Origin of the sequence: Chryseobacterium taeanense, assembly GCF_900099685.1 — a bacterium.
Taxonomy (GTDB): Bacteria; Bacteroidota; Bacteroidia; order Flavobacteriales; family Weeksellaceae; genus Chryseobacterium; species Chryseobacterium taeanense.
This window is the reverse complement of record NZ_FNDW01000003.1, coordinates 234,559-258,393: the sequence shown is the minus strand read 5'-3', so window position 1 is coordinate 258,393 and position 23,835 is coordinate 234,559. Positions and strand designations below refer to the sequence as shown.

The 23,835-nt window shown below is 35.4% G+C and carries 13 protein-coding genes; 12 read left to right on the top strand and 1 reads right to left on the bottom strand.

Features of this window, described 5'->3' with window-relative positions:
* Positions 1–7: 7 nt before the first annotated feature.
* The 12 genes from nusA (at position 8) to pckA (ending at position 23,133) form a co-directional block, all read left to right on the top strand.
* Positions 8–1,243 (top strand): transcription termination factor NusA, encoded by a 1,236-nt coding sequence (gene nusA, locus BLR30_RS06685; RefSeq protein WP_089856352.1) that lies wholly within the window; start codon positions 8–10, stop codon positions 1,241–1,243.
* 77 nt (positions 1,244–1,320) lie between these two features.
* The gene (gene infB, locus BLR30_RS06680) at positions 1,321–4,296 is read left to right on the top strand and encodes a translation initiation factor IF-2 (RefSeq protein WP_089856350.1); all 2,976 of its coding nucleotides are present in this window, start codon (positions 1,321–1,323) and stop codon (positions 4,294–4,296) included.
* 311 nt (positions 4,297–4,607) lie between these two features.
* Positions 4,608–7,427, top strand: a complete 2,820-nt coding sequence (locus BLR30_RS06675) for a SusC/RagA family TonB-linked outer membrane protein (protein ID WP_089856347.1) — start codon at positions 4,608–4,610, stop codon at positions 7,425–7,427.
* Between the two features lie 11 nt (positions 7,428–7,438).
* Positions 7,439–8,875 carry a RagB/SusD family nutrient uptake outer membrane protein gene (locus BLR30_RS06670; RefSeq protein WP_089856545.1) on the top strand — a complete coding sequence of 479 codons (1,437 nt, stop codon included), beginning with the start codon at positions 7,439–7,441 and terminating at the stop codon, positions 8,873–8,875.
* A 341-nt stretch (positions 8,876–9,216) separates the two neighbouring features.
* Positions 9,217–12,270, top strand: a complete 3,054-nt coding sequence (locus tag BLR30_RS06665) for a SusC/RagA family TonB-linked outer membrane protein (RefSeq protein WP_089856345.1) — start codon at positions 9,217–9,219, stop codon at positions 12,268–12,270.
* 11 nt (positions 12,271–12,281) lie between these two features.
* Entirely contained in the window at positions 12,282–13,916 is a 1,635-nt protein-coding gene (locus BLR30_RS06660) for a SusD/RagB family nutrient-binding outer membrane lipoprotein (protein WP_089856342.1), read from the top strand.
* 89 nt (positions 13,917–14,005) lie between these two features.
* A complete protein-coding gene (locus BLR30_RS06655; RefSeq protein WP_089856339.1) occupies positions 14,006–15,949 on the top strand; it encodes a putative porin in 1,944 nt (647 codons plus the stop codon).
* Positions 15,950–15,962: 13 nt separating this feature from the next.
* Positions 15,963–17,549 (top strand): bacillithiol biosynthesis cysteine-adding enzyme BshC, encoded by a 1,587-nt coding sequence (gene bshC, locus BLR30_RS06650; protein ID WP_089856336.1) that lies wholly within the window; start codon positions 15,963–15,965, stop codon positions 17,547–17,549.
* Positions 17,550–17,586: 37 nt separating this feature from the next.
* On the top strand, positions 17,587–19,521 hold the full coding sequence (locus tag BLR30_RS06645) for an amino acid ABC transporter substrate-binding protein (protein WP_175443613.1): 1,935 nt from the start codon (positions 17,587–17,589) through the stop codon (positions 19,519–19,521).
* A gap of 70 nt (positions 19,522–19,591) precedes the next feature.
* Entirely contained in the window at positions 19,592–20,467 is an 876-nt protein-coding gene (gene fabD / locus BLR30_RS06640) for an ACP S-malonyltransferase (protein ID WP_089856332.1), read from the top strand.
* 15 nt (positions 20,468–20,482) lie between these two features.
* Positions 20,483–21,388 carry a GYDIA family GHMP kinase gene (locus BLR30_RS06635; protein ID WP_089856330.1) on the top strand — a complete coding sequence of 302 codons (906 nt, stop codon included), beginning with the start codon at positions 20,483–20,485 and terminating at the stop codon, positions 21,386–21,388.
* A 128-nt stretch (positions 21,389–21,516) separates the two neighbouring features.
* Positions 21,517–23,133 (top strand): phosphoenolpyruvate carboxykinase (ATP), encoded by a 1,617-nt coding sequence (gene pckA / locus BLR30_RS06630; RefSeq protein ID WP_089856328.1) that lies wholly within the window; start codon positions 21,517–21,519, stop codon positions 23,131–23,133.
* A gap of 122 nt (positions 23,134–23,255) precedes the next feature.
* Here the strand turns inward: pckA and BLR30_RS06625 are convergent, their stop codons facing one another.
* Entirely contained in the window at positions 23,256–23,669 is a 414-nt protein-coding gene (locus BLR30_RS06625) for a type II 3-dehydroquinate dehydratase (RefSeq protein WP_089856326.1), read from the bottom strand.
* Positions 23,670–23,835 lie beyond the last annotated feature (166 nt).

Below are 23,835 nucleotides of genomic sequence, written 5' to 3'. Positions count from 1 at the left end.
AGAATAAATGGACAATATAGCGTTGATTGAATCCTTTGGTGATTTTAAAGACGAAAAGGGGATCAGTAAGATTGATCTAATGGCGATTATTGAAGATTCACTGAAAACTCTTTTGAGAAAAAGATATGATTCAGACGATCATTTTGATGTGATAGTAAACCCTGATAAAGGAGATTTTCAGATATTTTTAAATAAAACCATTGTAGAAGATGAAATGTCGGAAGATGATGATCTGGAAATCGAAATCTCTGAAGCTAAAAAAATAGATCCTACTTTCGAGGTAGGTGAGGATTTTACTATGGAAATTCCTGTTGCACAGCTCGGAAGAAGAAATATCCTTACGCTGAAGCAGATTTTGGCTACGAAATTGCAGGAACACAACAACGCGATGTTGTATGAGCAGTTTAAAGACAGAATCGGGGAAATTGTAGTCGGAGAAATTCACCATATTCGCCATAAGCACGTAATTTTATTGGATGATGAAGGAAATGAATTTATCTTGCCTAAAGAAAATCAGATCCCATCCGATTTCTTTAAAAAAGGTGAAAACATCAGAGCTATTGTTGAAACGGTAGATTTCAAAGGTTCAAAACCACAGATCATTATTTCCAGAACTGCACCTAAATTCCTTGAGAAATTATTAGAACTGGAAATTCCCGAAATTCAGGACGGAACAATTATGCTGAAAAAGGTAGTAAGAATTCCTGGTGAAAAGGCGAAGATTGCAGTAGATGCTTACGATGACAGAATTGATCCGGTAGGAGCTTGTGTGGGTGTGAAAGGATCCAGAATTCATGGCGTTGTAAGAGAGTTGAGAAATGAAAATATTGATGTTATTCAGTGGTCGAAAAACCCTGAGATTTTAGTGAAGAGAGCATTAGGAAATGTTACCATCAATAAAATCGACATTAACGAAAACAGTACATACGCTTTGGTATATACACCTGTTGAAGAAATCTCGAAAGTGATCGGAAAACAGGGACAGAATATCAGACTTGCTTCTTGGTTGACAGGTTATGAGATTGATGTACACAGAGAATCCAGCGAAGATGATGACGTTGAATTGAAAGAATTCAATGATGACATCGACCAGTGGATTATTGATGAATTCAAGAAAGTAGGTCTTACGACTGCGAAATCGGTTCTGGATAAAGAAACTGAGAGTTTATTGAATATGGTAGATCTTGAAGAAGAAACCATTGAAGAAGTGAAACGTATTCTGAGAGAAGAATTTGAAGATTAAGATTTTAATTAAATTTTAATAAACAGTAAAAAAGAAATACTTTAATTTTAAGAATTAAAAAACAGTAAATAATATAGATGCCAAAAATTAGATTAAATAAAGCGGTTAAGGAATTCAATATTTCCATGTCCAGATTAGTAGAATTTTTACAGTCAAAGGGCATTGAGGTTGAAAGCAATCCTAACGCTCAATTGGAAGAAGCGGCATATTCTGCATTGGAGGCTGAGTTTGCCAAGGACGGCGAACAGCGAAAGGCTTCCCATGAGGTGGTGATCACAAAAGTTCCGGAAGAAAAACTGGAAATTGAAGAAAAGAAAACCCCTGAAGTAATAAGAGCTAAAGCTAATAAACCGGAAACTAAGATTTTAGGTAAAATAGACTTAGAGCCTAAAAAACCTGAAGTGGAAGAAACTCCTGCTCCGAAACCGGAACCTGTGGTGGAAGAGAAAAAAGAAGAGGCTGCACCTGAAGTGAAAGCAACTCCTGAAAAACAGGAATTCAAAGTTCTGGATAAAATAGATTTGTCTCAGATCGAGTCTAGAAACAGACCGGTGAAAAAAGACAAACCGAAAACAGAAGATAAAAAAGAAGAAACGAAACCTGTGGAAAAAACAGCTCAGGCGGTAAAAGAAACGCCAAAACCAGCTGTAGAAGTTCCATCAAAACCTGTAGAAGAGAAAAAAGAAACTCCAAAACAGGAAGAAGAATCGCAGGAACCTCAGAAAATTGAAACCGTTTACCAAAAACTTGACGGTCCTAAAATTGTTGGTGAAAAAATCGATTTAACACAGTTTGCCCCTAAACAGGGAGCTGGTGCTAAAAAGAAAAGAAAAAGAATTGAAAAGCCTGGAGGCCAGAACCAACAGGGAGGAAATAACAATCAACAAGGCGGTCAAAATCGTCCTCAAGGTCAGGGTGGACAAGGCGGAAACCGTCCTCAAGGCCAAGGCGGAAACCGATTTGGAAACAATAATCAGGGAGGTCAAAACCGTCCTCAGGGTCAGGGTGGCCAAGGTGGAAACCGTTTTGGAAACAATAATCAGGGTAATCGTCCTCCTGGACAGGGTAATCGTCCTCCAGGACAAGGTGGAAACCGATTTGGAAACAACAGACCTGGGCAAAGAACAATGCCTGTTGAGCTTACGGATGAGCAGGTGAAAAATCAAATCAAGGAAACTCTTGAAAAATTAACCAATAAAGGGGGGAAATCAAAATCTGCGAAACATAGAAAAGATAAGAGAAACTTCCGTAGAGAGCAGGATGAACGTCAGCAGGAAATTGATGCGGCAGACAGAACATTAAAAGTAACGGAATTCATCACAGTAGGTGAATTGGCGAGTTTAATGAATGTATCTCCTACAGAAGTAATTTCAGCTTGCTTCTCATTAGGTGTAATGGTTACTATGAACCAAAGACTGGAAGCAGACACCTTGTTATTAGTAGCTGATGAATTTGGGTATAAAATTGAATTCTCTGATGCAGATCTTGAAGAAACTGAAACTGAAGATGAAATTGATAATGAAGAAAATTTAGTTTCAAGAGCACCAGTAGTTACCGTAATGGGTCACGTTGACCACGGTAAAACATCATTACTGGATTACATCAGAAAAACGAACGTTATTGCAGGTGAATCCGGAGGAATTACCCAGCACATTGGTGCTTATAACGTGAAACTGGAAAATGGTCAGAGAATTACATTCTTAGATACGCCTGGTCACGAAGCCTTTACCGCGATGAGAGCTAGAGGTGCACAAATCACCGATATTGCAATTATTGTAATTGCTGCGGATGATGATGTAATGCCTCAGACAAAAGAAGCGATTGCTCACGCTCAGGCTGCACAAGTGCCGATGATTATTGCGATCAACAAGGTTGATAAACCAAATGCAAATCCGGATAATATTCGTCAGCAACTATCAGGCTTAAATCCACCTGTTTTAGTGGAAGAATGGGGAGGAAATGTTCAGGCACAGGAGATTTCAGCTAAAATGGGTAATAATATTGATCTTTTGTTGGAAAAAGTATTATTACAGGCAGAAATTCTTGAATTAAAAGCTAATCCTGCACGTTCTGCAAATGGCGTTGTTATTGAGGCTTCCTTAGATAAAGGTAGAGGGTATGTGGCAACGATGTTGGTGCAATCTGGAACTTTAAAAGTTGGAGACTATGTTGTTGCTGGTAAAAATCATGGTAAAGTAAAAGCATTACTTGATGAAAGAGGTAAAAATCTTGCAGAAGCAGGACCGTCAATCCCGGCTACAATTTTAGGTCTTGACGGAGCGCCTACCGCTGGTGATAAATTCAGAGTATATGCTGACGAAAGCGAAGGTAAGGCCATTGCTAATAAGAGAGAACAGCTTCAGAGAGAATTATCAATCAGAACTAAAAAGCATACGACGCTTGAGGAATTGGGAAGACGTATTGCTTTAGGTGAATTTAAGGAATTAAATATTATTCTTAAAGGTGACGTAGATGGTTCTGTGGAAGCACTTTCTGATCAATTACAGAGATTATCAACAGAGGAAATTAGTGTGAAAATTCTCCACTCAGGTGTTGGGCAAATCACAGAATCTGATATCAACCTCGCCGCAGCATCTGATGCAATTATCATTGGATTCAACGTTAGAGCTGGAGCTAATGCAAAAGACTTGGCTGACCGTGAAGAAATCGAGATCAGAACGTATTCTGTAATCTACAAAGCGATCGACGAGGTGAAAGAAGCGATGGAGGGAATGCTTTCTCCGGAAATTCAGGAGCAGGTGATTGGTAATGTTGAGATCCGTGAAGTATTCAAAATTTCAAAAGTAGGAACAATCGCAGGTTGTATGGTTCTTACCGGTAAGGTTACAAGACAATCAAAAATACGTCTATTGAGAGATGGTATCGTTAAATTCGAAGGAGAACTTGAAAGCTTAAAACGTTTCAAAGACGACGTAAAAGAAGTTACCAAAGGCTACGAATGTGGTTTGAACCTTAAAGGTTACAATGATATTGAAATTGGTGATATCCTTGAGGTGTATGAGGAAGTTGCAGTGAAGAAGAAATTGAAGTAATATATATAGTGTATAACTATGATTAACCCGCTTTTTATAAAGCGGGTTTTTTTATTAGTAATTAAATTTATAATAATTCTAAATAAAATTTTAACATTTAACTAATGTGTGTTAAAATTTTTCATTCAGCAGTATTTGTCACTTAAAAATATTAATCATTATTATTTTAGTATAAAAAATTCGTTAAATCAATTGTATCTATGTCATGATAACAATATTATTTTGATAAAATGTGAAACATAAAAATTGTCTGTGTTAAAATTTATTAACATATTTGTTTACTTTTTTTAAAAATATTAAAATTTGTTAATATGAATGTGAAATTACGTGTATTAAGTGCTGGCGTTATGTTTTTTATAGGAGGACAAACGGTTTTAGCACAAAAAGCAAAGAATGATACTGTAAAAGAGCAGCAGATTGAAGAGGTTGTAATGGTTGGTTTTGGACAGAAAAAGACGGTTACGGAACTAACAGGAGCTGTAGGTACCATTAAATCTGATGCTATTGAAAATGTACCTGTTGCATCAGTGGATAAGATGTTACAAGGAAGAGTATCTGGAGTGCAGACAGGAAATGCTTCAGGGCAACCTGGTGGATTTGCAAGTGTGAGAGTAAGAGGTATTTCATCAGTTAATGGAGGAGTAAATCCTATTTATATTATTGATGGTGTAAGAGTCACTTCTGGAGACTTAACGAGAGGAGCAATCACTGCTAATGCTTTAGCTAATTTAAATACGGATGATATTGAAAGTATGACCGTACTTAAGGATGCTGCTTCAACAGCTGTTTATGGAGCTGATGCCGGAGCCGGTGTAGTTATTATTACTACAAAATCCGGTAAAAAAGGAAAACCAAAAATTAATATTAATTTTGAACATGGTACCAATTCCAGAGCAATTGAAGGGCAGAGAGGATTAAATACTGAGCAATACAGATATTTATTATCACATACATTTGGAAACTACTTCAATATTAGTCCTGAAGAATTTGTGCAAGAAGCTATTGCCGGAAATATTAATGCTGATTTGCAAAATATATACACAACTTCTAACAATACAGATTGGAGAAAAGTTTTAAGCAGATCTGCATACCAGCAATCTATCAATGCTTCCATCAGTGGAGGGAATGATAAGGTTACTTACTATAATTCAGCTAGTTATTTTTTACAAGAAAGTGAAATCAAAGGTTCTGATTTTAAGAGAATGGCATTCACAAGTAAAGTGAATTATGATGCTTCTGACAGATTGAAAATAGGATCAGATATTCAATTGGCATATAGTAAAATTAATACACTTAACAATGGTGGGGCATTCTCAAATCCTATTTTAACTGAATTATTTGCAAGACCTACGGATCCTGCTTATAATACAGACGGAACTTACTATCTTGGAGTTAACGGGAGATTAAGCAATAACTTGTTCAACAATGCTTACCTTGCAGAAAACAATTATTACAGAGCAGAAACGGCAAGAGTATTTGCAAATGTAAATGCAGATTACAAAATTTTAAAGAACTTAAATTACAGATTTGTTTTAGGTGGAGAATTCCTGAATGTTGAAAATAATACATATCTGAATCCTATCCACGGAGATGGATATCAGGTAAATGGTAGAAAAACAGAATCTATTGAAAGATTCTTCAACTGGAATTTACAGAATATCTTAAGTTACAACTTCAAAGTCGGTGATAAAAATAACTTTGATTTGCGTTTAATTCAGGAAGCGTATCAAAGACAGAATCATGCTGTGGGAGCGGGTGCTACTTCTGTAGGTTCTCCAACGCTAGAATCATTAAGTAACTTCGTAAAACCAGCTTCATTCTTAGGAGAAAGAGGGAGAAGTTCAAGAACTGGTTATGCTGCTACTGTAAACTATAATTTTGACAGATTGATAACTGTTGATGCAGCGTACAGAAGGGATGCTCTTTCTAATTTTACAACAGATCAGAAATGGGGCAATTTTTACTCAGTTGGACTTGCTGTAGATTTAGCAAGAATAAATTTTGTGAAAGATCTTAATGAAATTTCGCTATTCAAATTAAGAGCTTCTTATGGTAAAGTAGGAAATCAGATCTCGAGTAGCCCTTATTCATTGTATGCATTTACTACAAACTATAATGACTTGGCAGCAGCTACTTATGGTGGTGTTTATAATCCTGATTTAAAATGGGAGACTATTAACCCTTTAAGTGTTGGAATCGATGCGGGATTATTCAAAAACAGATTAACATTCACTGTTGAATATTACAATAAAGAAACCAAAGATCTTGTATTTGCTCAACCACTTTCTTTAGCACAAGGTTTAGCTTCTTATGACAGAAATATTGGTTCTTTAGTTAACAAAGGATTTGAATTTGCTGTGAATGGAGAAATCTTTAATAATGATAATTTCTATTGGTCATTAGGTGGTAACTTCAGCACATTAAAGAATGAGATTACTTCATTATATGGAGGACAAGATATAATTTCCGGCTCCACTATTCTTAGAGAAGGTGAATCTGTAGGAACATATTATATGAGAAAATGGGCTGGGGTAGATGCTTCAAATGGTAACGCTTTATGGTACAAAAATGGAGTTGACGGCGAAACTACTTCCAATTATAATGATGCTCAGTTAGCTGTACAAGGCAGTAATTTTGCTAAATATTATGGTGGAGTTAATACAAGGGTAGCGTACAAAGGCTTCAGTTTAGAAGCGTTAGCAACATTCGGCTTTGGCGGTAAGGTTATTAACGATTGGGCGAATTATACACAGTCTGATGGACAGTATAGCTACAACTATGTTGGTAGTACGGATCAGCTGGATTTCTGGACACCTGAGAATCCTAATGCGGCAAATCCAAAACCTGTCTATAATAATTCTAGTTTATCTAATAGAATATCTACAAGATATTTATCAAAAACAGATTATTTAAGATTAAGCAATATTAAAATCGGATATAAATTTAATGCTGATATGCTTAAGGGAACAGGAATGACAGGATTTGAAGTGTATGTTCAAGGAAATAATATCTGGACACATCTTTATGATGATACTTTAAGATTTGATCCTGAAAATAACCTGACTACAACTAATAACCTTAATTTACCAATACAAAAAACGTATTCATTAGGTTTTAACCTGCAATTTTAAAAAAGATGAAAATGAAAAATAGTATATTAAAATATGTATTTATATGCATGTCTGCAGGAACATTATTAACGTCTTGTAGTAATGATTTTATTGAAACTGAATTTTTTCAGTCTATTGAACAGCGCCCTCTTGTTTCTATTGAAGAGATGGAGTCTACTGTAAGAGGTCAATATAATGCAATGAGAAGTACAAATTATTATGGTTGTGATTTCCTTATGATCGCGGAAATCAGAAGTGATAATATGTTTTCCAATAATGCAAGTGGCTATTACAATACGGTAAGTAATTATTCAATGTTGTCGAGTGATGCCTATGCCTCTGGTCCTTATACACAAATGTACAGAGTCGTTGCATTGGCGAATACTGTAATTAACAATCAGCCGGCTTCTCCGCTTACGTGGAAAGCCAGTGCCGATCCTGCTGCTATTACTGCCAAAGCAAATTATCTTAAAGGTCAGTCTTATGCTGCAAGAGCATTGGCATTCTTTGATGCTTTAAGGCTATATGGGCAGGAATATTCAGGAGGTACTGATGGAATTGTTATTCCTACAAAATACGATCCAACTGCACTTCAACCAAGAGCTTCTGTTACTCAGGTTCGTACTCAAATTGAAAGCGATTTTGATCAGGCTATCGCCTTAATGAGTCCAGCGTTAGATAATTATACAGATAAAACAGTTTTAAATACGATCTCAGTAAAGACTTTGATGTCAAGGTATTATCTTTACAAAGGAGATTATGCAAAAGTAAGAAGCTTAGTTAATGATGTTGTATCAGCTGGTAAATATTCTGTTATTGGAAGAGGTGATTATGCTAATAGCTTTAGAAGTACTTCTGCTCAAAACTCTATGTTTGAATTGGCTATTGGAACTTTAGGCGATTTAGGTACGACATCAGTATCATATAAATTATTAACAGCGCCTTCTGGTTATGGAAACATGAAAGTTCTAGCAGCTTTAAGAAATACTTATAGTACTAATGATATAAGGCTTAACGGAGGTGTCACTTCAGGTGCTATTCTTAATGGTATCACTACAGGATTAGTTCTTAATGGTAAATATGCAAATACTTTTGATAATATAAAATTAGTTCGCTACGAAGAAGCTTTGTTAAATGGAGCCGAAGCTGAATTAAATGCAGGAGGAACCCCAAGTAAAGCGGTAACATATTATAATCTTATTTTACAAAATAGAATATCAAATTATACTCCTGTCACATCAGTGACTCTTGATGACATCTATCTAGAAAAGAAAAAAGAATTCGTAGGAGAAGGATTTGGTATGTTTGATCTTTTAAGAAGAGGACAGCCGATTACGCAGAGAAGTACTGCCGGAGCAGCGGTTCAGGTAAGGAATATTGGAAATAATTTATTAGCATTCCCAATTCCAAGAGCTGAAATTAATGTTCCTGGAACACCAGTAGTTCAAAATCCGGGCTACTCCAATTAGTACCAAGATTTAAGTAATAATATAAACTATAAAGCCGTCTCAAACTTGAGACGGCTTTTTTATGTCTATTCTAAAATAAACTGGCAGAATTAGTTTTTAATAGATTAATTAAAATTTAGAACTATTCTAAATAATTTTTTTCACATAAAATAAATCTAGTGAATAAAATTTAATAACAGATTTTTTTTTATAAAAATAAATTATGAGATAAAAAAATTAATTAAAAATCGAAGTTTAGTTAAATTATATATTTGATTATTAAGGAGTTGTGTGATTTTGTTGTTTGGTAATTTTAATATTTATTAACATATTTGCCATTGTAAATATTAAAATTTGTTAATATGAATGTTAAATTACGTGTATTAAGTGCGGGAGCGTTGTTCTTTTTGGGACAAACGGCTTTTGCACAAGAAACAAAAAAAGACACTATAACTAAAGAAAAGACTATTGAAGAAGTAATTGTTACTGGCGCATTGGGTATTAAAAAGAAGCAAGATGCAGTAATTGGTAGTAATGCAGTTATTAAAACAGATGAACTTAAAAAAGCGGGAAATCCAAATGCCGTACAAGCATTAACGGGGAAGGTTTCTGGATTACAAATTAATGTTCCTAACACTAGCGTGAACTCCCAGGTAACTATTAATCTTCGTGGTCAGAGATCAATTACAGGTGACAATAGTGCGCTTGTTGTTATTGATGGGGCAATTTCAACTGCTACAATTTTCCAGCAATTGCCACCTGAAGTTATAGAAAGCGTGAATGTTATCAAAGGACAACAAGGCGCTGCATTATATGGTTCTCAAGGGAGTAATGGTGCGATAATAGTAACGACTAAAAAAGGAAGTAATTCAGAAAAGATTACTTTTACATTAAGTTCTAATATTGATTTTACATCAATTTATAAGCTGCCTAAAGTTCAACAAAGATATGGACAGGGATGGGTAGGCGAACCAACTGATTTTGATCCGAATGAATATGGTGGAACCAATTGGGTTCCTTACGAGAATGGTAGTTGGGGGCCGGATTATTCTACACCTGCTTTAGCAGGTCAGATTTTGCCGATTGGTTTGCCTCAGGCTGATGGTAGTTTTATAACTGGCGCTTTTGCTCCTATAAAAGATAATTATAAAAAGTTTTTTAAGACAGGTGTTCTGTATCAAAATGGTATATCGATGAATGTTGGAGGTAGAGATTCTTACGCGTTTTTATCATTGAATAGAGTACAGAATGATTTCGTAGTAGATCAGGATCAACTGAAAAGAAATAATATCCTCTTTAAAGCAGGTAAAAAGTTAGGCAATTTTAGAATCGATGGTGTTTTCAACTTGATAGATCAGCATACTTCTGAAACTGATCCTAACCTTTATAATGAATTATTGAATACACCTACAAACGTAGATGTTACTAAATTTGCTCATTCCGGGGCAATGGGTGCCTGGACGGTGTATGGTCATAATCCCAATCCATATTGGCAAATAGAAAATGTGAGATATGACAATAAGTCTACAACTTTTGTGGGTAACTTAAAAGCTGAATACGAAATTAATAAAAACATAAGTGTTTCTTATTTAGCAAATATGCGTACACTGTCTACTTTGGGGGAAAGTCATAATAATGGTTTTTTATATTCTGAACATCAATGGTCAAATTCAGGAACATTTTTAGATGGTTTAAATCCTGCTTCAGACATATTTGGTACTCAAGACGTAATATCTAATTATTATAAGAGTATAGGTAGGACGTTTGATTATTACGGTGATTTATTGGTTAATTTTAATTATGACTTAACTGATGATATCAATATGAAGTTAAACGTTGGTTTTAATAATACTGATGTTAGTTCTTCAGTTGTTACCCAAGGTGGTTCTAATCTGCAAATACCAGGTTTCTATCATATTAATAACGTTCAGAATCTCGATACAACGAGTAATTTGGCAAATACACAATCTAGAAGAAGAACTGTAGCAGGTCTGGCAAATTTAGATTTGTCTTATAAAGATTATTTATTCGTAAACTCTACATTTAGATACGAAGGAAATTCAGCGACAGCTACCAGACCTACTGGTACGGATGAATTCACAACTAAAGCTCTCCCTTATTATTCCGTTGGAGCGTCATTTGTGCCTACAAAAGCATTTGATGTTTTAAGAAATAATCATGTACTAAGTTATGCTAAGATCTCTGTTGGATATACAAAAGTAGGGAGTGCGGCTGCGATTCCAACTTATGGAACCGATGAAGTTACAGGTTTAATACCTGCAGGTTTTCCTTTTAACGTATCTTCATTTGCGATAAATAGAAATCCTACAGATCCAGATATTAATCCTGAATTTACCTATTCTAAGGAAGCGTCTTTACAGTTAGGGTTCTTTAAAGATAGAATTTCATTAGGGGCTGCTATTTATGATTTGAAGGTTAATGATCTTATTACAAGAAAAACTACTTCTTCTGCTTCTGGTGTTGCTACTTTTTTGGGAAATGTTGGAGATATGACTAATAAAGGACAAGAATTCGATCTAGAAATAGTGCCTTTCAGATCTAAAGATTTTGAGTGGAAACTGAGTGGTTCTTATTCTGCATATAAATCTAAAGTTACAGCACTTGATGGTGGTGTAGATAGGGTTTCATTGTTAGCTTATGCTCCTTTTGGTGTATATGCTAAAGTAGGTGAGGATTTCCCTCTAATTATGGGAACTACATACCAAAGAGATGACCAAGGCAGAGTAATTGTTGGTGCTAATGGTATTCCTTTGGTAAATTCTGACTTGCAGGTTCTTGGTAAAGTAAATCCTGATTATATTTTAGGTTTTAGTACTTCGTTCAGATACAAAGGGTTTACACTTTCCGGTACTGCAGATTATCGTACTGGAAATAGCTTTATAGCCTTGGTTAAGAACGGTATGTCGCAAAATGGTCAGTTAGAAGAATCTGCTAATTTTGATAGATCTAAAGGTTATATTGTACCTAACTCTGTACAATTAGTTGGTGGTGCTTATGTTGCGAATACCACTCCCGTTAATGGTGTAGCAAGTTATGCAAGTGTTGTTAATTATTTTGGGGCAAGTTATCCTGCAGTAGGTGAAAACTATATAGTGGACGGTACTACTCTTAAGATAAGAGAGATTGCTCTAAGTTATACTCTTCCAAAATCTTTATTACAAAACACATTTGTAAATAGTATGTCTTTTGGTGTTTACGCTAGAAATCCTTTTGTTTGGTACGCAGATTCTAATGCAAACTATGCAGATCCTGAAACTACAAGTAATACTGGTGCTATTAATAAACAACCAGGTCAAGCCTTGGGTACAGGTGGTCCAAATGCTAATGGTATAGCTCAAACCGGGCAGTATCCTACTACCAGAACTTACGGCTTTAGTTTTAGTGCAACCTTTTAAAATTTAAAATTATGAATAAAATTATAAATACAATCCTTATACTATCTCTCTCTTTGGGAGTGGTATCTTGTAATGATTATTTGGATATAAACGAAAATCCAAATTCTGCACATATTGAAGATGTCTCACCTAAACTTATTTTTCCGGGTGCTGCCGTTTCTATTCATGCCGTACAAACTGGCGGTGCAGGCTCTTTGATGGAACTTGGCGGCACAATGATGAATAGCTGGGCTCTTAATAGCTATTCTTTCACTAGTGGATACTTTGGTAGAGAATTTACTCTTAGTACAGTAGATAGTTCCTTCTATTCAGGTATTTGGTCTACAATATACCTGCAATGTGCGAATTTTAAGCTTATAGAAGATTATAATAATGCAGATCGTACGCAAGATAATTATGTTGCTATGGCAAAAATTATGAAGGCTTTCTATATGCAATATATTGTAGATCTTTATGGAGATGCTCCTTATTCTGAAGCTTTCAAGAGAAGTTTTAATACTACTCCTAAATATGATGATGATCAAAGTATTTATAAAGCTCTAATTTCAGATTTAGATGCTTCAATTTCTTTAATTGATAATGCTGGTTCCACTGCAATTGTGCCAGGTGGAGAAGATGTTATTTTCTCTGGTTCTATGGGTAAGTGGAAAAATTTTGCAAGAACAATCAAATTAAGAATGCTATTAAGAATGTCTAATGTTACTGGAGATATGGCAACATACAGAGATTCTAAATTAGCAGATTTTAATGGTTTAACTGATGCAGATTTCAATATGGGTAATGTAATAGTAAATCCTGGTTATAGCGGTGCTAATGATGATAAAATGAATCCATTTCTTGTTTCGTACAGAGTAAATTCTGCTGGTGCCACTGCTGCAAGGTATAACTGGATAACAGTATCTGAACATATGGCAATAGCTTTAAATGGTAATACAGTAGGTAGTGTAACTCCATTTTCAACTCTTCCAAGTGATGCTAAATTTAATGGCATTGTAGATCCTAGAAGGTTTAGATTATTTTCTTCAGTAACTTATCAAGGAGTGCCACAAGTTAAAGGTACAAGACAAGGAGCCTTACCGGGAGAGTCTGGTGCTCCATTAGACTTGACTACTGTTTCTAAATTTGCTAATGGTAATTTTGCTGGTAGTGCATCTTTAACAATTGCAAATGGTAATGCTAGAGGCGGTATGATAATGTCTTTGGCAGAAACCAAGTTTTTACTTGCTGAAGCAGCTCTAAGATATCCTACAATTTTTGGTTCAGATGCGCAAGCTAATACTTATTTCAATGCAGGTATAGATGCCTCCGCATCATGGCTTGGTACAACAATGGGTACTTATAAAACAGATATTGCAACTAGGACAGGCTTAGGATGGACAGGCTCATTTAATAATAAACTAGAAGCTATTATGACTCAAAAGTGGATTGGGTTAACAAACGTATCTCCTATAGAATCTTATATAGACTATTTAAGAACAGGATATCCTTTTACTCCTATGGCGGCTTCTGCAACTGTTGCTAATAAACCATATCGTTTAATGTACCCTTCAACTGAATTTTCTGCAAACTCTGCTAATGTACCAAATATTACTAGCCAACAGCTGTTTGTTAAAAATCAGTATACTCCATTCTGGAATCAAAATTAAAATTGATTATTTTTATTATGCCCTGCACATTATTGTGCGGGGTTTTTTATTCCCCATTATTTCTTATTTTTGCTGTACAAAAAAGAATAATGAAGTATATACTTTTCATAATAACTTTCTTTAGTTTTGTGGCTAATGCTCAGGTTGTTAATAAGACAGATTCAAACAGGCTTGATAAAAAGTTAGAAGCAAAAGACACCCTGGTCATCGATTCAGGAAAGAAAGACTCTTTAAAAATATTCAAACCAACTATAAATGACTATCTATATCAAACGCAATTTTCAGAAAAAAAAGTGTTTGATACGGTAATGACATTTGATAAAACATATATATATTCACAATACAACAATAGAGATAATTTTGGCAGAGTACAACCTGCGAATATTGGGGCTGGTTTCAACCCTATTTCCTATGAGTTTAATTCAGAGCAGAATTTGGCATTATTACCCACCAACAAATCATATGGAATTCTTAGTGTAAATGATATTCATTATTATGATGTTAAAACACCAACAGCCACTTTCATTTATCATAATGCCATGAAAAACGGCGCGGCTTTAAGATCTTCCTACACTCAGAATATAGGGAAAAGATTCAATTTTTCAATGGAATATAGTGGGTTGCGATCTCAGGGAATGTACAGGAATTCATTAGCATCTAATAACAATACTTTATTTTCAGGACATTATATTTCAAAGAGTGGAAATTATGAGTTATTTGCCCATTACCTTCATCAGAACGTAAACAATCAGGAAAACGGAGGAATTGCTGTAGACAGTCTCTTCCAGAATGGCAATAGTGATTCTAAAAACAGACAGAATATGCAAGTTAATCTGTCATCTTCAAGCTCTCAGTTTTCGTACCGCAGATATTACCTTACGCATCAGTTTGCTCCTTTCAATTCAGAAAAAATACCTTTTAAAATCAGACATACGATTTCTCATCAGGGAAATAAATATTATTATACGCAAAGTGCTGCAGAATCTTATTGGTATGATGCTCCACAACAGCTAGTGGATGGAGGACCTGTCTCGACAAAAAAATATTCAGACAATTTCAGCAATACGGTAAGTCTGGTTTGGGATAATGAAAAGTTCAAACTTGATGCAGGGGTTCGATATCAGATGTTGAAATTAGGATCCAGTGAGATTGTTCTGCCTTTACTTGAAATTCCTACAGAAATCAAGGAAAACAGAATTGGAGCCGTAGGTAATTTACAAATCAGACTTTTTGATAAGATTCAGCTAAATTCATTTTTAGAAGTTTCAAAAGGAAACCAGTTCGGCAATTACCTGAAAACGACAAACAATATCAAATTTGAGCCAGTAAAAGACTATTTCGTAAATGCTAAATTAAATTTTCAAACAGCTTATCCATCTTTTAATTATCTACTGAATACGTCAATTTATAATAATTTTAACTACTATTTCCAGAACGCTCAGAACCAGACAATAATGGAGGCAGGCGGAAGTCTCAACCTGAAATGGTTTAAAACTGAATTGTTTGCCAATTATTTCAGAATTGAAAATTATACTTACTTTGATATAGCAGCCATGCCGAAACAAAGCGAAAGCTCAGTCAATATTTCACAGATTGGAGGTGATGCCACTTTCAGCTATGGAAATTTTCATTTAAATACAAGATTGCAGTTTCAGAATGTGTTAACTAACAAAGACCTTTTGCCATTGCCCGGATTCATTGGAAGAGCCAATTTCTTTTACCAGTCAAAAGCATTTAAAAATGCCGCAGAAATTCAGGCCGGGATAAAGGTATATTATTTCTCGAAATTTGCATCCAGAGAATATTTCCCGATTCTTAATGAGTATATTTTACCAGGTGCCAATTCATTTTCAATTGGCGGGCAGCCGATCGCAGATATTTACTTTAATATGAAAGTTAAAAAAATGTTCTTCTTCATCGAAGGGCAACAGATCGGAACTTTAATTTCCCACAACAAAGCTTACGCATTTCCAAGTTATCCGGTCTATGATTTCAGATTGAACCTCGGAATTGTATGGTATTTGTTCAACTAAAATTAAATATAGGTTGAAAACAATTAACAAGATATCATTTCAGGATATAGAAAGCATTCCTCAACTGATAAAAGATTTTTTAAATCAGAAAATTGAGGGTTTTGAAGAATACACATTTTCTTTAGATCATTTTAAAAAGCAACTTCATCAGAAGCAAAATTCGTTCACTTCGGCGCAGAGAGAAATTCTTGCTGAAGCGTTGGAAGATCAACTTTCTGGTCTTAAATTTTCGTTGAGCCAAAGACAGAATTTGAATGATTTAAAACTTCAGAATACATTTACGATCACTACGGGACACCAGCTGAACCTCTTTTCCGGACCTGTTTTTTTTGTATATAAAATTTTACAGGCCATCAAAACGTGTTCTTATCTAAAAGAAAAGTTCCCGGAATTTAATTTTGTTCCGGTCTATTGGATGGCTTCGGAAGACCATGATTTTGCAGAAATTAATCATTTTAAAACAGAGAATAATTATTACGAAATCAATGAAAAATCCGGTGGGGCGGTCGGAAGAATTCAGATTACAGATACATTTTTCATTTCAGAATTTGAGAAAGAGTTTAAAGATTTTGTTTTTGGCACAGAGCTGATTTTAATGTTGAAAGAAGCTTACAAAGCTGGCAATACTTTAACGGAAGCTATTAGGATTTTAGTTAATCGATTGTTCTCCGATTTCGGCTTGTTGATGGTAGACGGAGATTCTAAGGAATTGAAAAAGCAAATAAAAGATACATTCAAAGATGAACTTCTCAACTTTACTTTGCAGAAAACCTCAAAAGAAAAAGTAGAATTCTTAACCGAAAAATATGGAAAAGTTCAGGTAAATCCTCGTGAAATCAATCTTTTTTATTTAACGGATACGAGAGACAGAATAGATTTTTACGGAAATAAATATATTATCGTTGATAAAAATATACAGTTTACCCAGGAAGAAATTCTCGACGAACTTGAAAAGCATCCGGAAAAATTTAGTCCAAATGCCTTAATGCGTCCTGTATATCAGGAAACTATTTTACCAAACCTGGCATATATTGGAGGAAATGCCGAAATCATGTATTGGCTCGAATTGAAAGACTATTTTACAGAGATCAATCTGCCGTTTCCAATTCTGATTCCTAGAAATTCAATGCTGTTTTTAAAGGAAAAAACACTGGGGAAAATTGAGAAATTACAATTAAAAATAGAAGATTTTTTCAAGAATTTCACAGCGATTACCAACGCTAAAATCTTAGACAATAATGAGATTTTATCATTGCTTCAAGACAAAGAAAATAAATTAATACATCAGTTTTCTGAATTAAAGAAAGCTGCTGAAACCACCGAGAAATCCTTTGGCAATATGGTGAAAGCTGAAGAAATACGACAGCTGAAATCATTCAAAAGAATGAAAAAACGACTGTTACATGCCGAGAAAATAAAACAAAACGAATTACTCGAGAGACTTGAAAATTTGTTTCTTGAAGTGCACCCTTCTAAAAACTGGCAGGAAAGAGTATATAATTTCAGCGTCTTTTTTGCAGACCATGGTTATTTCTGGCTTGCGAATTGTTTAGAAGAGATGGAAATTGAGGAGTCTAAATTAATAATCCTTGCCATTTAATTTTAAAGAAGTATTTTTGTAAATATAATGATCCAATATGATAAAGAGGTTTTTTATTCTGTCCAGTTTATGTATGGTTTTGGGAGTGTCTGCTCAGAAATCGCACACCGTCGTAAAAGGTGATACCCCTTATAATATTGCTAAAAGATACGGGCTTACAGTTGATGAATTACTTAAACTAAACCCTTCTGTAAAAGACGGAAAGCTTGCCATTGGTGAAGTTTTAATGATTAAAAATGATAAAACGGTAGTTTCATCAAAAGCGGTTGTTTCAACAAAATCAGCAGGTAGCGTTGAGTTGGGGAAGATCATTCTTCAGCCAAAGCAAACGATTTATGGGATTACAAAACAGTATAGAATTTCGGAAACTGATCTCAGAAAACTGAATCCTGAACTGGATTCCCATATGAAGATTGGTGACGAGGTTACCTTACCTCTTGAAAGTATTAAAAAATACGGAGCTAATCAGCAGGCCGTATCGTCAACCGTAAAACCTTCGGAAACAATAGTTGAAACGCCTGTGGTAAATGCTTCTGAAGGAGAATACATCATTCAGCAGAAAGATAATTATTATAGAATTTCAAAACAGTTTAACCTTACCAAAGAAGAGCTCTTTGCTTTAAATCCTGGTTTGGAAGAAAAAGGATTGAAACCTGGTGAAAAAATTTTAGTTAAAAAATCGAACGACGAAAATTATTCAGGAACAAACGTTTCTGAAGAAAAAAATAATTCGAAAACAAAGGTAGATTCAGGAAACGAAAAATCCTCAGCGACTGCAAATACTATAGCGGCAGATGATTATGTTACCTACACCGTTCAACAAGGGGATACCGTATTTTCAATAGTAAACAAATTCGGGATTTCTATTGATGAATTAATTACCCTGAATCCTGAACTTTCCAAAGGATTAAGAACAGGAATGGTTCTTAAGATCAAAAAAATGGATCCCGCTTATGTAAAGAAAAACGGAGATGCATTGAGTGTTGTCGTAATGCTGCCTTTCGGATACAGTACGGGAGAAACTCAGTACAGAACGATGGCAATGGATTTCCTTACAGGAGCAAAGCTTGCCATTGAAAGAAACGCAAGAAACGGACAAAAATTGGATGTGAAAATTGTAGACTCAGGAAACGAAGCTTCTTTCAGAAATTCACTCACACAGATCAATCCTGATAATACAGATTTAATCATTGGGCCATTCTTTAAATCGAATGTTGTTGATGTTCTCGATTTTACAAAAAATCAGAAAATTCCTATTGTCGCTCCTTTTGCCAATTCTCCGGAATTGTATAATTACAGCAACCTTATTATCGTTGAAACCAATGACCAGACCTATGCTGATAAAATTGTAGAAGAAGTAAAAGCTACATATTCCGATCAGAAGATATATATATTGGCCGACGCGAAAAAGGAAAACGCAAATTACATCAAGGCTGGCCTTGAAAAAGTACTGAAAAATCCTAACGTTACGATTGTAAATTCAGCTGCTGATATTCAGTTGGATCAGAATATGATGACAGGGCAATCTGCTCCGGTAATCGCGATTCTTGCAAGTGATAATGATGCTGTAGGTGAAGCGTTCGCCAATAAAGTAATTGCCTTGTCAAAAGAAGTTCAGGGTGTAAAAGCATTCAGTATGCATTATGCTCCGGTCTTTGAGAAAAAAGTAGATGATTTGGTTCAGGCAAATTTGGTTTATCTCATGGACAGAACAATTAATACGGAAGGAAATTTTGAAAAAGAAATTCTGGCCGCTTATAAAAATAAATACTGTAAAACGCCTCCTAAGTATGCAATCATAGGCTTTGACATCCTTAATGATATGCTGACGAGAGAAAATAAAAAAGGAGAAATTTTCAGGCAAATGAATAAAGTTCAGACTCAGCTGGCTACCAAATTTGAGTTTGTAAAAGCTAAAGCAAATGGAGCGTACGTAAATACAGGATACCGTGTTATCAGATTAGTTCCATAAATGATTTGATCGCTTATAAAGAATATTATTAACATTATATTTATATTTGCAAAATATTTTAAATTAATACATGAAAGCACTTGTGTTTCCTGGGCAGGGTTCTCAGTTCGTAGGAATGGGAAAAGAATTATATGATTCTAGAAAAGACATCAAAGATCTGATGGAATCTGCCAACGAAATTTTAGGATTTGATATCCTTTCTATCATGTTCAACGGAACAGATGATGACCTTAAAAAGACCGAAGTTACCCAACCTTCAATTTTTATACATTCTGTTGCTGCACTAAAAGCAGTAAACGGCCTCGGAGCAGAAATGGTTGCCGGACACTCACTAGGCGAATTTTCCGCATTGGTTGCCAATGGGGTTCTGTCTTTTGACGACGGACTGAAGCTGGTTTCCGAAAGAGCTAAAGCGATGCAGGCTGCTTGTGATGCCAACCCGAGTTCTATGGCTGCAATTTTAGGATTGGAAGATGCTAAAGTTGAAGAAATATGTTCCCAGATCAACGGAATTGTAGTTCCTGCCAATTACAACTGTCCTGGTCAGCTGGTTATTTCAGGTGAAACAACTGCGGTTGAAGAAGCGTGTCTAAAACTAAAAGAAGCCGGAGCTAAAAGAGCATTATTATTGCCTGTAAACGGGGCATTCCATTCTCCTTTGATGCAGCCGGCACAAGAAAGATTAGCAGCTGCCATAGAGCAGACTAAATTTAGAAAAGCGACAATTCCAGTATATCAGAATATTACGACCACGGCAGTTTCTGATCCTGATGAGATTAAGAAAAACCTGATTGCACAATTGACAGGTCCTGTAAAATGGACACAGTCGGTACAGAATATGATTAAAGACGGTGCTACTAATTTCGTAGAAGTTGGGCCTGGGAAAACGCTACAAGGATTAATCAAGAAAATTGATGGTTCGGTAGATATTGCTTCTGCAATCTAAAAATATAATAAAATCATGGGCGAAATATTTTCACCGGGAAAGCTGATGCTTACTTCAGAATATTTCGCAATAGACGGAGCTCTTGTCCTGGCGGTACCAACTAAGCTGGGACAAGAGTTTTCTTTTAAAGAAACAAACGACGGGAAATCCCTGATCTTCTGGGAGGCCTATCACCAAAATAAATTATGGTTAAAAGCTGTCATCGATTATAGGAATTGGCGGATCTTGGAAACCAATATCCCTACAAGCGCTGAGTTTATTTTAAAAACATTAAAAAACGTTCAATTGCTTTCCAATACAAAATTCAAAAACAATTTTACTTACCATCTTACGACCAATCTTCAGTTTCCGGCAGACTACGGCTTAGGAAGCAGTTCTACTTTAATGAATAATCTTGCAGAATGGGCAGATGTAGATCCTTTTTATTTAAATACGATAAGTCTTGGCGGAAGCGGTTATGATATAGCGGTGGCAAAAGAGAAATCGGCAGTGCTTTATCAAAACAAGCCGGAGATAAAATATGAAAAGGTAAACTTCAATCCTTCTTTTAAAAATGAACTGATTTTTATCCACCTGAATCAGAAGCAGGATAGTCGTGAAGGAATCAACTTTTACAGGTCAAAAAAGAAGTCCCAAAAATTGGTTGATGAATTTTCGGATCTTACAAGAAAAATTTTATTATGCAGTGAATTGGAAAAATTTTCCGACTTATTGTTAATTCATGAGCAAAAAATAGCAGAATTTCTTGAAATTCCTACAGTTAAGGATCGTTTTTTTGCAGATTGCCCCGTTTTTGTCAAAAGTTTAGGCGCATGGGGTGGAGATTTTGTCATGAGCTCAAAATTTGATGGCTTTAAGGACTATTTTTGGGACAAAGATTTTAACACTATTTTTGAATGGTCGGATATAATAGGTTTGTAATCAGTAGATTATAAACTTGTTTTTTTATTTGCCATTCTGACTTATATCATTATATTTAAACCACTTTTAACAATTAATTAATATTAATTTTGTTAAGACCCAAAAAAGAAATAGAAAATATAAGTAAAATGAAACACGCTAAAATCATCCAGGATTTAGAAAAATTAGGGATTAAAGGAAACTATGAAGTCATTTATAATCCTTCTTACGAAGCATTGTATCAGGCTGAAGTTTCTCCTGAAAATCAGGGCTTTGAAAAAGCTGAGCTTACGGAATCTGGTGCAGTATCAGTAAAAACAGGAATTTTCACAGGTCGTTCACCTAAAGACAGATACATTGTTCAGGATGATGTTACAAAAGACACAATTTTCTGGGACGGCAAGGTAAACCTGCCTACAACTCCCGAAATTTTCCAATCTTGTAAAGAATTAGTGCTGAATCAGCTTTCAACATCCAAAAAAATCTACGTGGTGGATGCTTTTTGCGGAACCAATGCAGATACGAGATTAAAAGTAAGATTCATCGTTGAAGTGGCTTGGCAGGCACATTTCGTCACGAATATGTTTATCCGCCCTTCGCATTTTGATCTGGAAAATTTTGGAGAACCGGATTTCACCGTAATCAACGGGTCTAAAACCACAAACCCAAACTGGGAAGAACAGGGATTGCACTCTGAAAATTTCGTTATGTTTAATCTTACTGAAAAAGTTCAGATTATAGGAGGAACATGGTATGGTGGTGAAATGAAAAAAGGAATGTTCTCAATGATGAACTATTACCTGCCGCTAAAAGGAATGGCTTCCATGCACTGCTCTGCGAATGTAGGCGAAGACGGAGATGTTGCCCTTTTCTTCGGACTTTCCGGAACAGGAAAAACAACATTATCTGCTGATCCGAAAAGATATCTGATCGGGGACGATGAGCACGGTTGGGATCATAAAGGAGTTTTCAACTATGAAGGCGGATGTTATGCAAAAGTAATCGATCTTTCTGAAGAAAAAGAACCGGATATTTTCGGTGCCATCAGAAGAGATGCGCTTCTTGAGAATGTTGTCGTGAATAATGGTGTTTCCGATTATACAGACAATTCTATCACTGAAAATACCAGAGTATCTTATCCTATTTACCATATCAATAAAATTGTTCTTCCTTCAAAGGCAGGACACGCCAAGAAGGTTGTCTACCTTTCTGCAGATGCTTTCGGAGTATTGCCACCGGTTTCTATATTAGATGAAGATCAGGCACAATATCATTTCCTTTGTGGTTATACCTCAAAATTAGCAGGAACAGAAAGAGGAATTACAGAACCGGAACCATCTTTCTCACCAGCGTTCGGAGAAGCTTTCCTTACATTGCACCCTACCATGTATTCAAAAACACTGATCGGAAAAATGAAAGAAAACGGAGCAAAAGCCTATCTGGTAAATACCGGCTGGAACGGAACAGGAAAAAGAATTTCATTAAAAGATACAAGAGCAATTATTGATGCTATTATTGATTGTTCTATCGAAGATGCTCCAAAGACGAGAATCCCGATCATGAATCTGGAAGTGCCTACATCTTTGCCAAATGTTTCTGAAGGCATCCTCGATCCTCGTGATACGTACAGTAATGTTGAAGAATGGGAAGAAAAAGCAAAAGATCTTGCTGCAAAATATATCAAAAACTTTGAACAGTATTGCAATTCCGATGAAGCTAAGAAATTAGTGAAATCAGGACCTCAACTGCAGGAGCAAACAATTTAATAAATGCAAAGCCTCATCATTTGATGGGGCTTTTTTATATAAGTTATTGAGAATCCTAACCGTCTTATTGTTGCTCAAATAATCTGTAAAATTCGTGTGAACCTGTGATGATGAATTTTAGCTTAAGCAGAAACCAGACTCAACAAAGCCAGCCTGTATCCATCCATCCCAAAACCTGACAAAACCGCATCGGTATTCGCTGCCGTTACAGACTTTTGACGAAACTCCTCTCTTTTATAAATATTGCTGATATGCACTTCCACTTTTGGCTTACCAATATTCTTCAGACAATCGGCAATAGCATAAGAATAATGCGTGAATGCACCCGGATTAATAATCAGGGCATCAAAATCGTCCTGCTGAAGCCGGTTGATAATTTCACCTTCAATATTAGACTGATAATAATCCAGTTCATGAGATGAAAACTCAGGCTTTAAATGCCTCAGGTAATCTTCCATCGACATGGTGCCGTAGATTTCCGGTTCACGGGTTCCCAGCAGGTTAAGATTCGGGCCGTTTATAATTAAAACTTTCATAGCATAAAATTAAATAAATCCAGCATCAGTTTGAGTATTGTTAGCTAAAAATATATTAGATAAATGCTGTAAACTTTAAAATTATTGTCAAAAGCTTGTATGACATTGGTTGCAGTGTTGTCTTTACACACAAAGAATGTATATACAGATTGAATTCAACCTACTC

What these genes read in the sequence shown, in the direction of transcription:
- nusA (WP_089856352.1), top strand. Translation starts at nt 8, where the DNA reads ATGGACAATATAGCGTTGATTGAATCCTTTGGTGATTTTAAAGACGAA.
- infB (WP_089856350.1), top strand. Translation starts at nt 1,321, where the DNA reads ATGCCAAAAATTAGATTAAATAAAGCGGTTAAGGAATTCAATATTTCC.
- BLR30_RS06675 (WP_089856347.1), top strand. Translation starts at nt 4,608, where the DNA reads ATGAATGTGAAATTACGTGTATTAAGTGCTGGCGTTATGTTTTTTATA.
- BLR30_RS06670 (WP_089856545.1), top strand. Translation starts at nt 7,439, where the DNA reads ATGAAAAATAGTATATTAAAATATGTATTTATATGCATGTCTGCAGGA.
- BLR30_RS06665 (WP_089856345.1), top strand. Translation starts at nt 9,217, where the DNA reads ATGAATGTTAAATTACGTGTATTAAGTGCGGGAGCGTTGTTCTTTTTG.
- BLR30_RS06660 (WP_089856342.1), top strand. Translation starts at nt 12,282, where the DNA reads ATGAATAAAATTATAAATACAATCCTTATACTATCTCTCTCTTTGGGA.
- BLR30_RS06655 (WP_089856339.1), top strand. Translation starts at nt 14,006, where the DNA reads ATGAAGTATATACTTTTCATAATAACTTTCTTTAGTTTTGTGGCTAAT.
- BLR30_RS06645 (WP_175443613.1), top strand. Translation starts at nt 17,587, where the DNA reads ATGATAAAGAGGTTTTTTATTCTGTCCAGTTTATGTATGGTTTTGGGA.
- fabD (WP_089856332.1), top strand. Translation starts at nt 19,592, where the DNA reads ATGAAAGCACTTGTGTTTCCTGGGCAGGGTTCTCAGTTCGTAGGAATG.
- BLR30_RS06635 (WP_089856330.1), top strand. Translation starts at nt 20,483, where the DNA reads ATGGGCGAAATATTTTCACCGGGAAAGCTGATGCTTACTTCAGAATAT.
- pckA (WP_089856328.1), top strand. Translation starts at nt 21,517, where the DNA reads ATGAAACACGCTAAAATCATCCAGGATTTAGAAAAATTAGGGATTAAA.
- BLR30_RS06625 (WP_089856326.1), bottom strand. Translation starts at nt 23,669, where the DNA reads ATGAAAGTTTTAATTATAAACGGCCCGAATCTTAACCTGCTGGGAACC.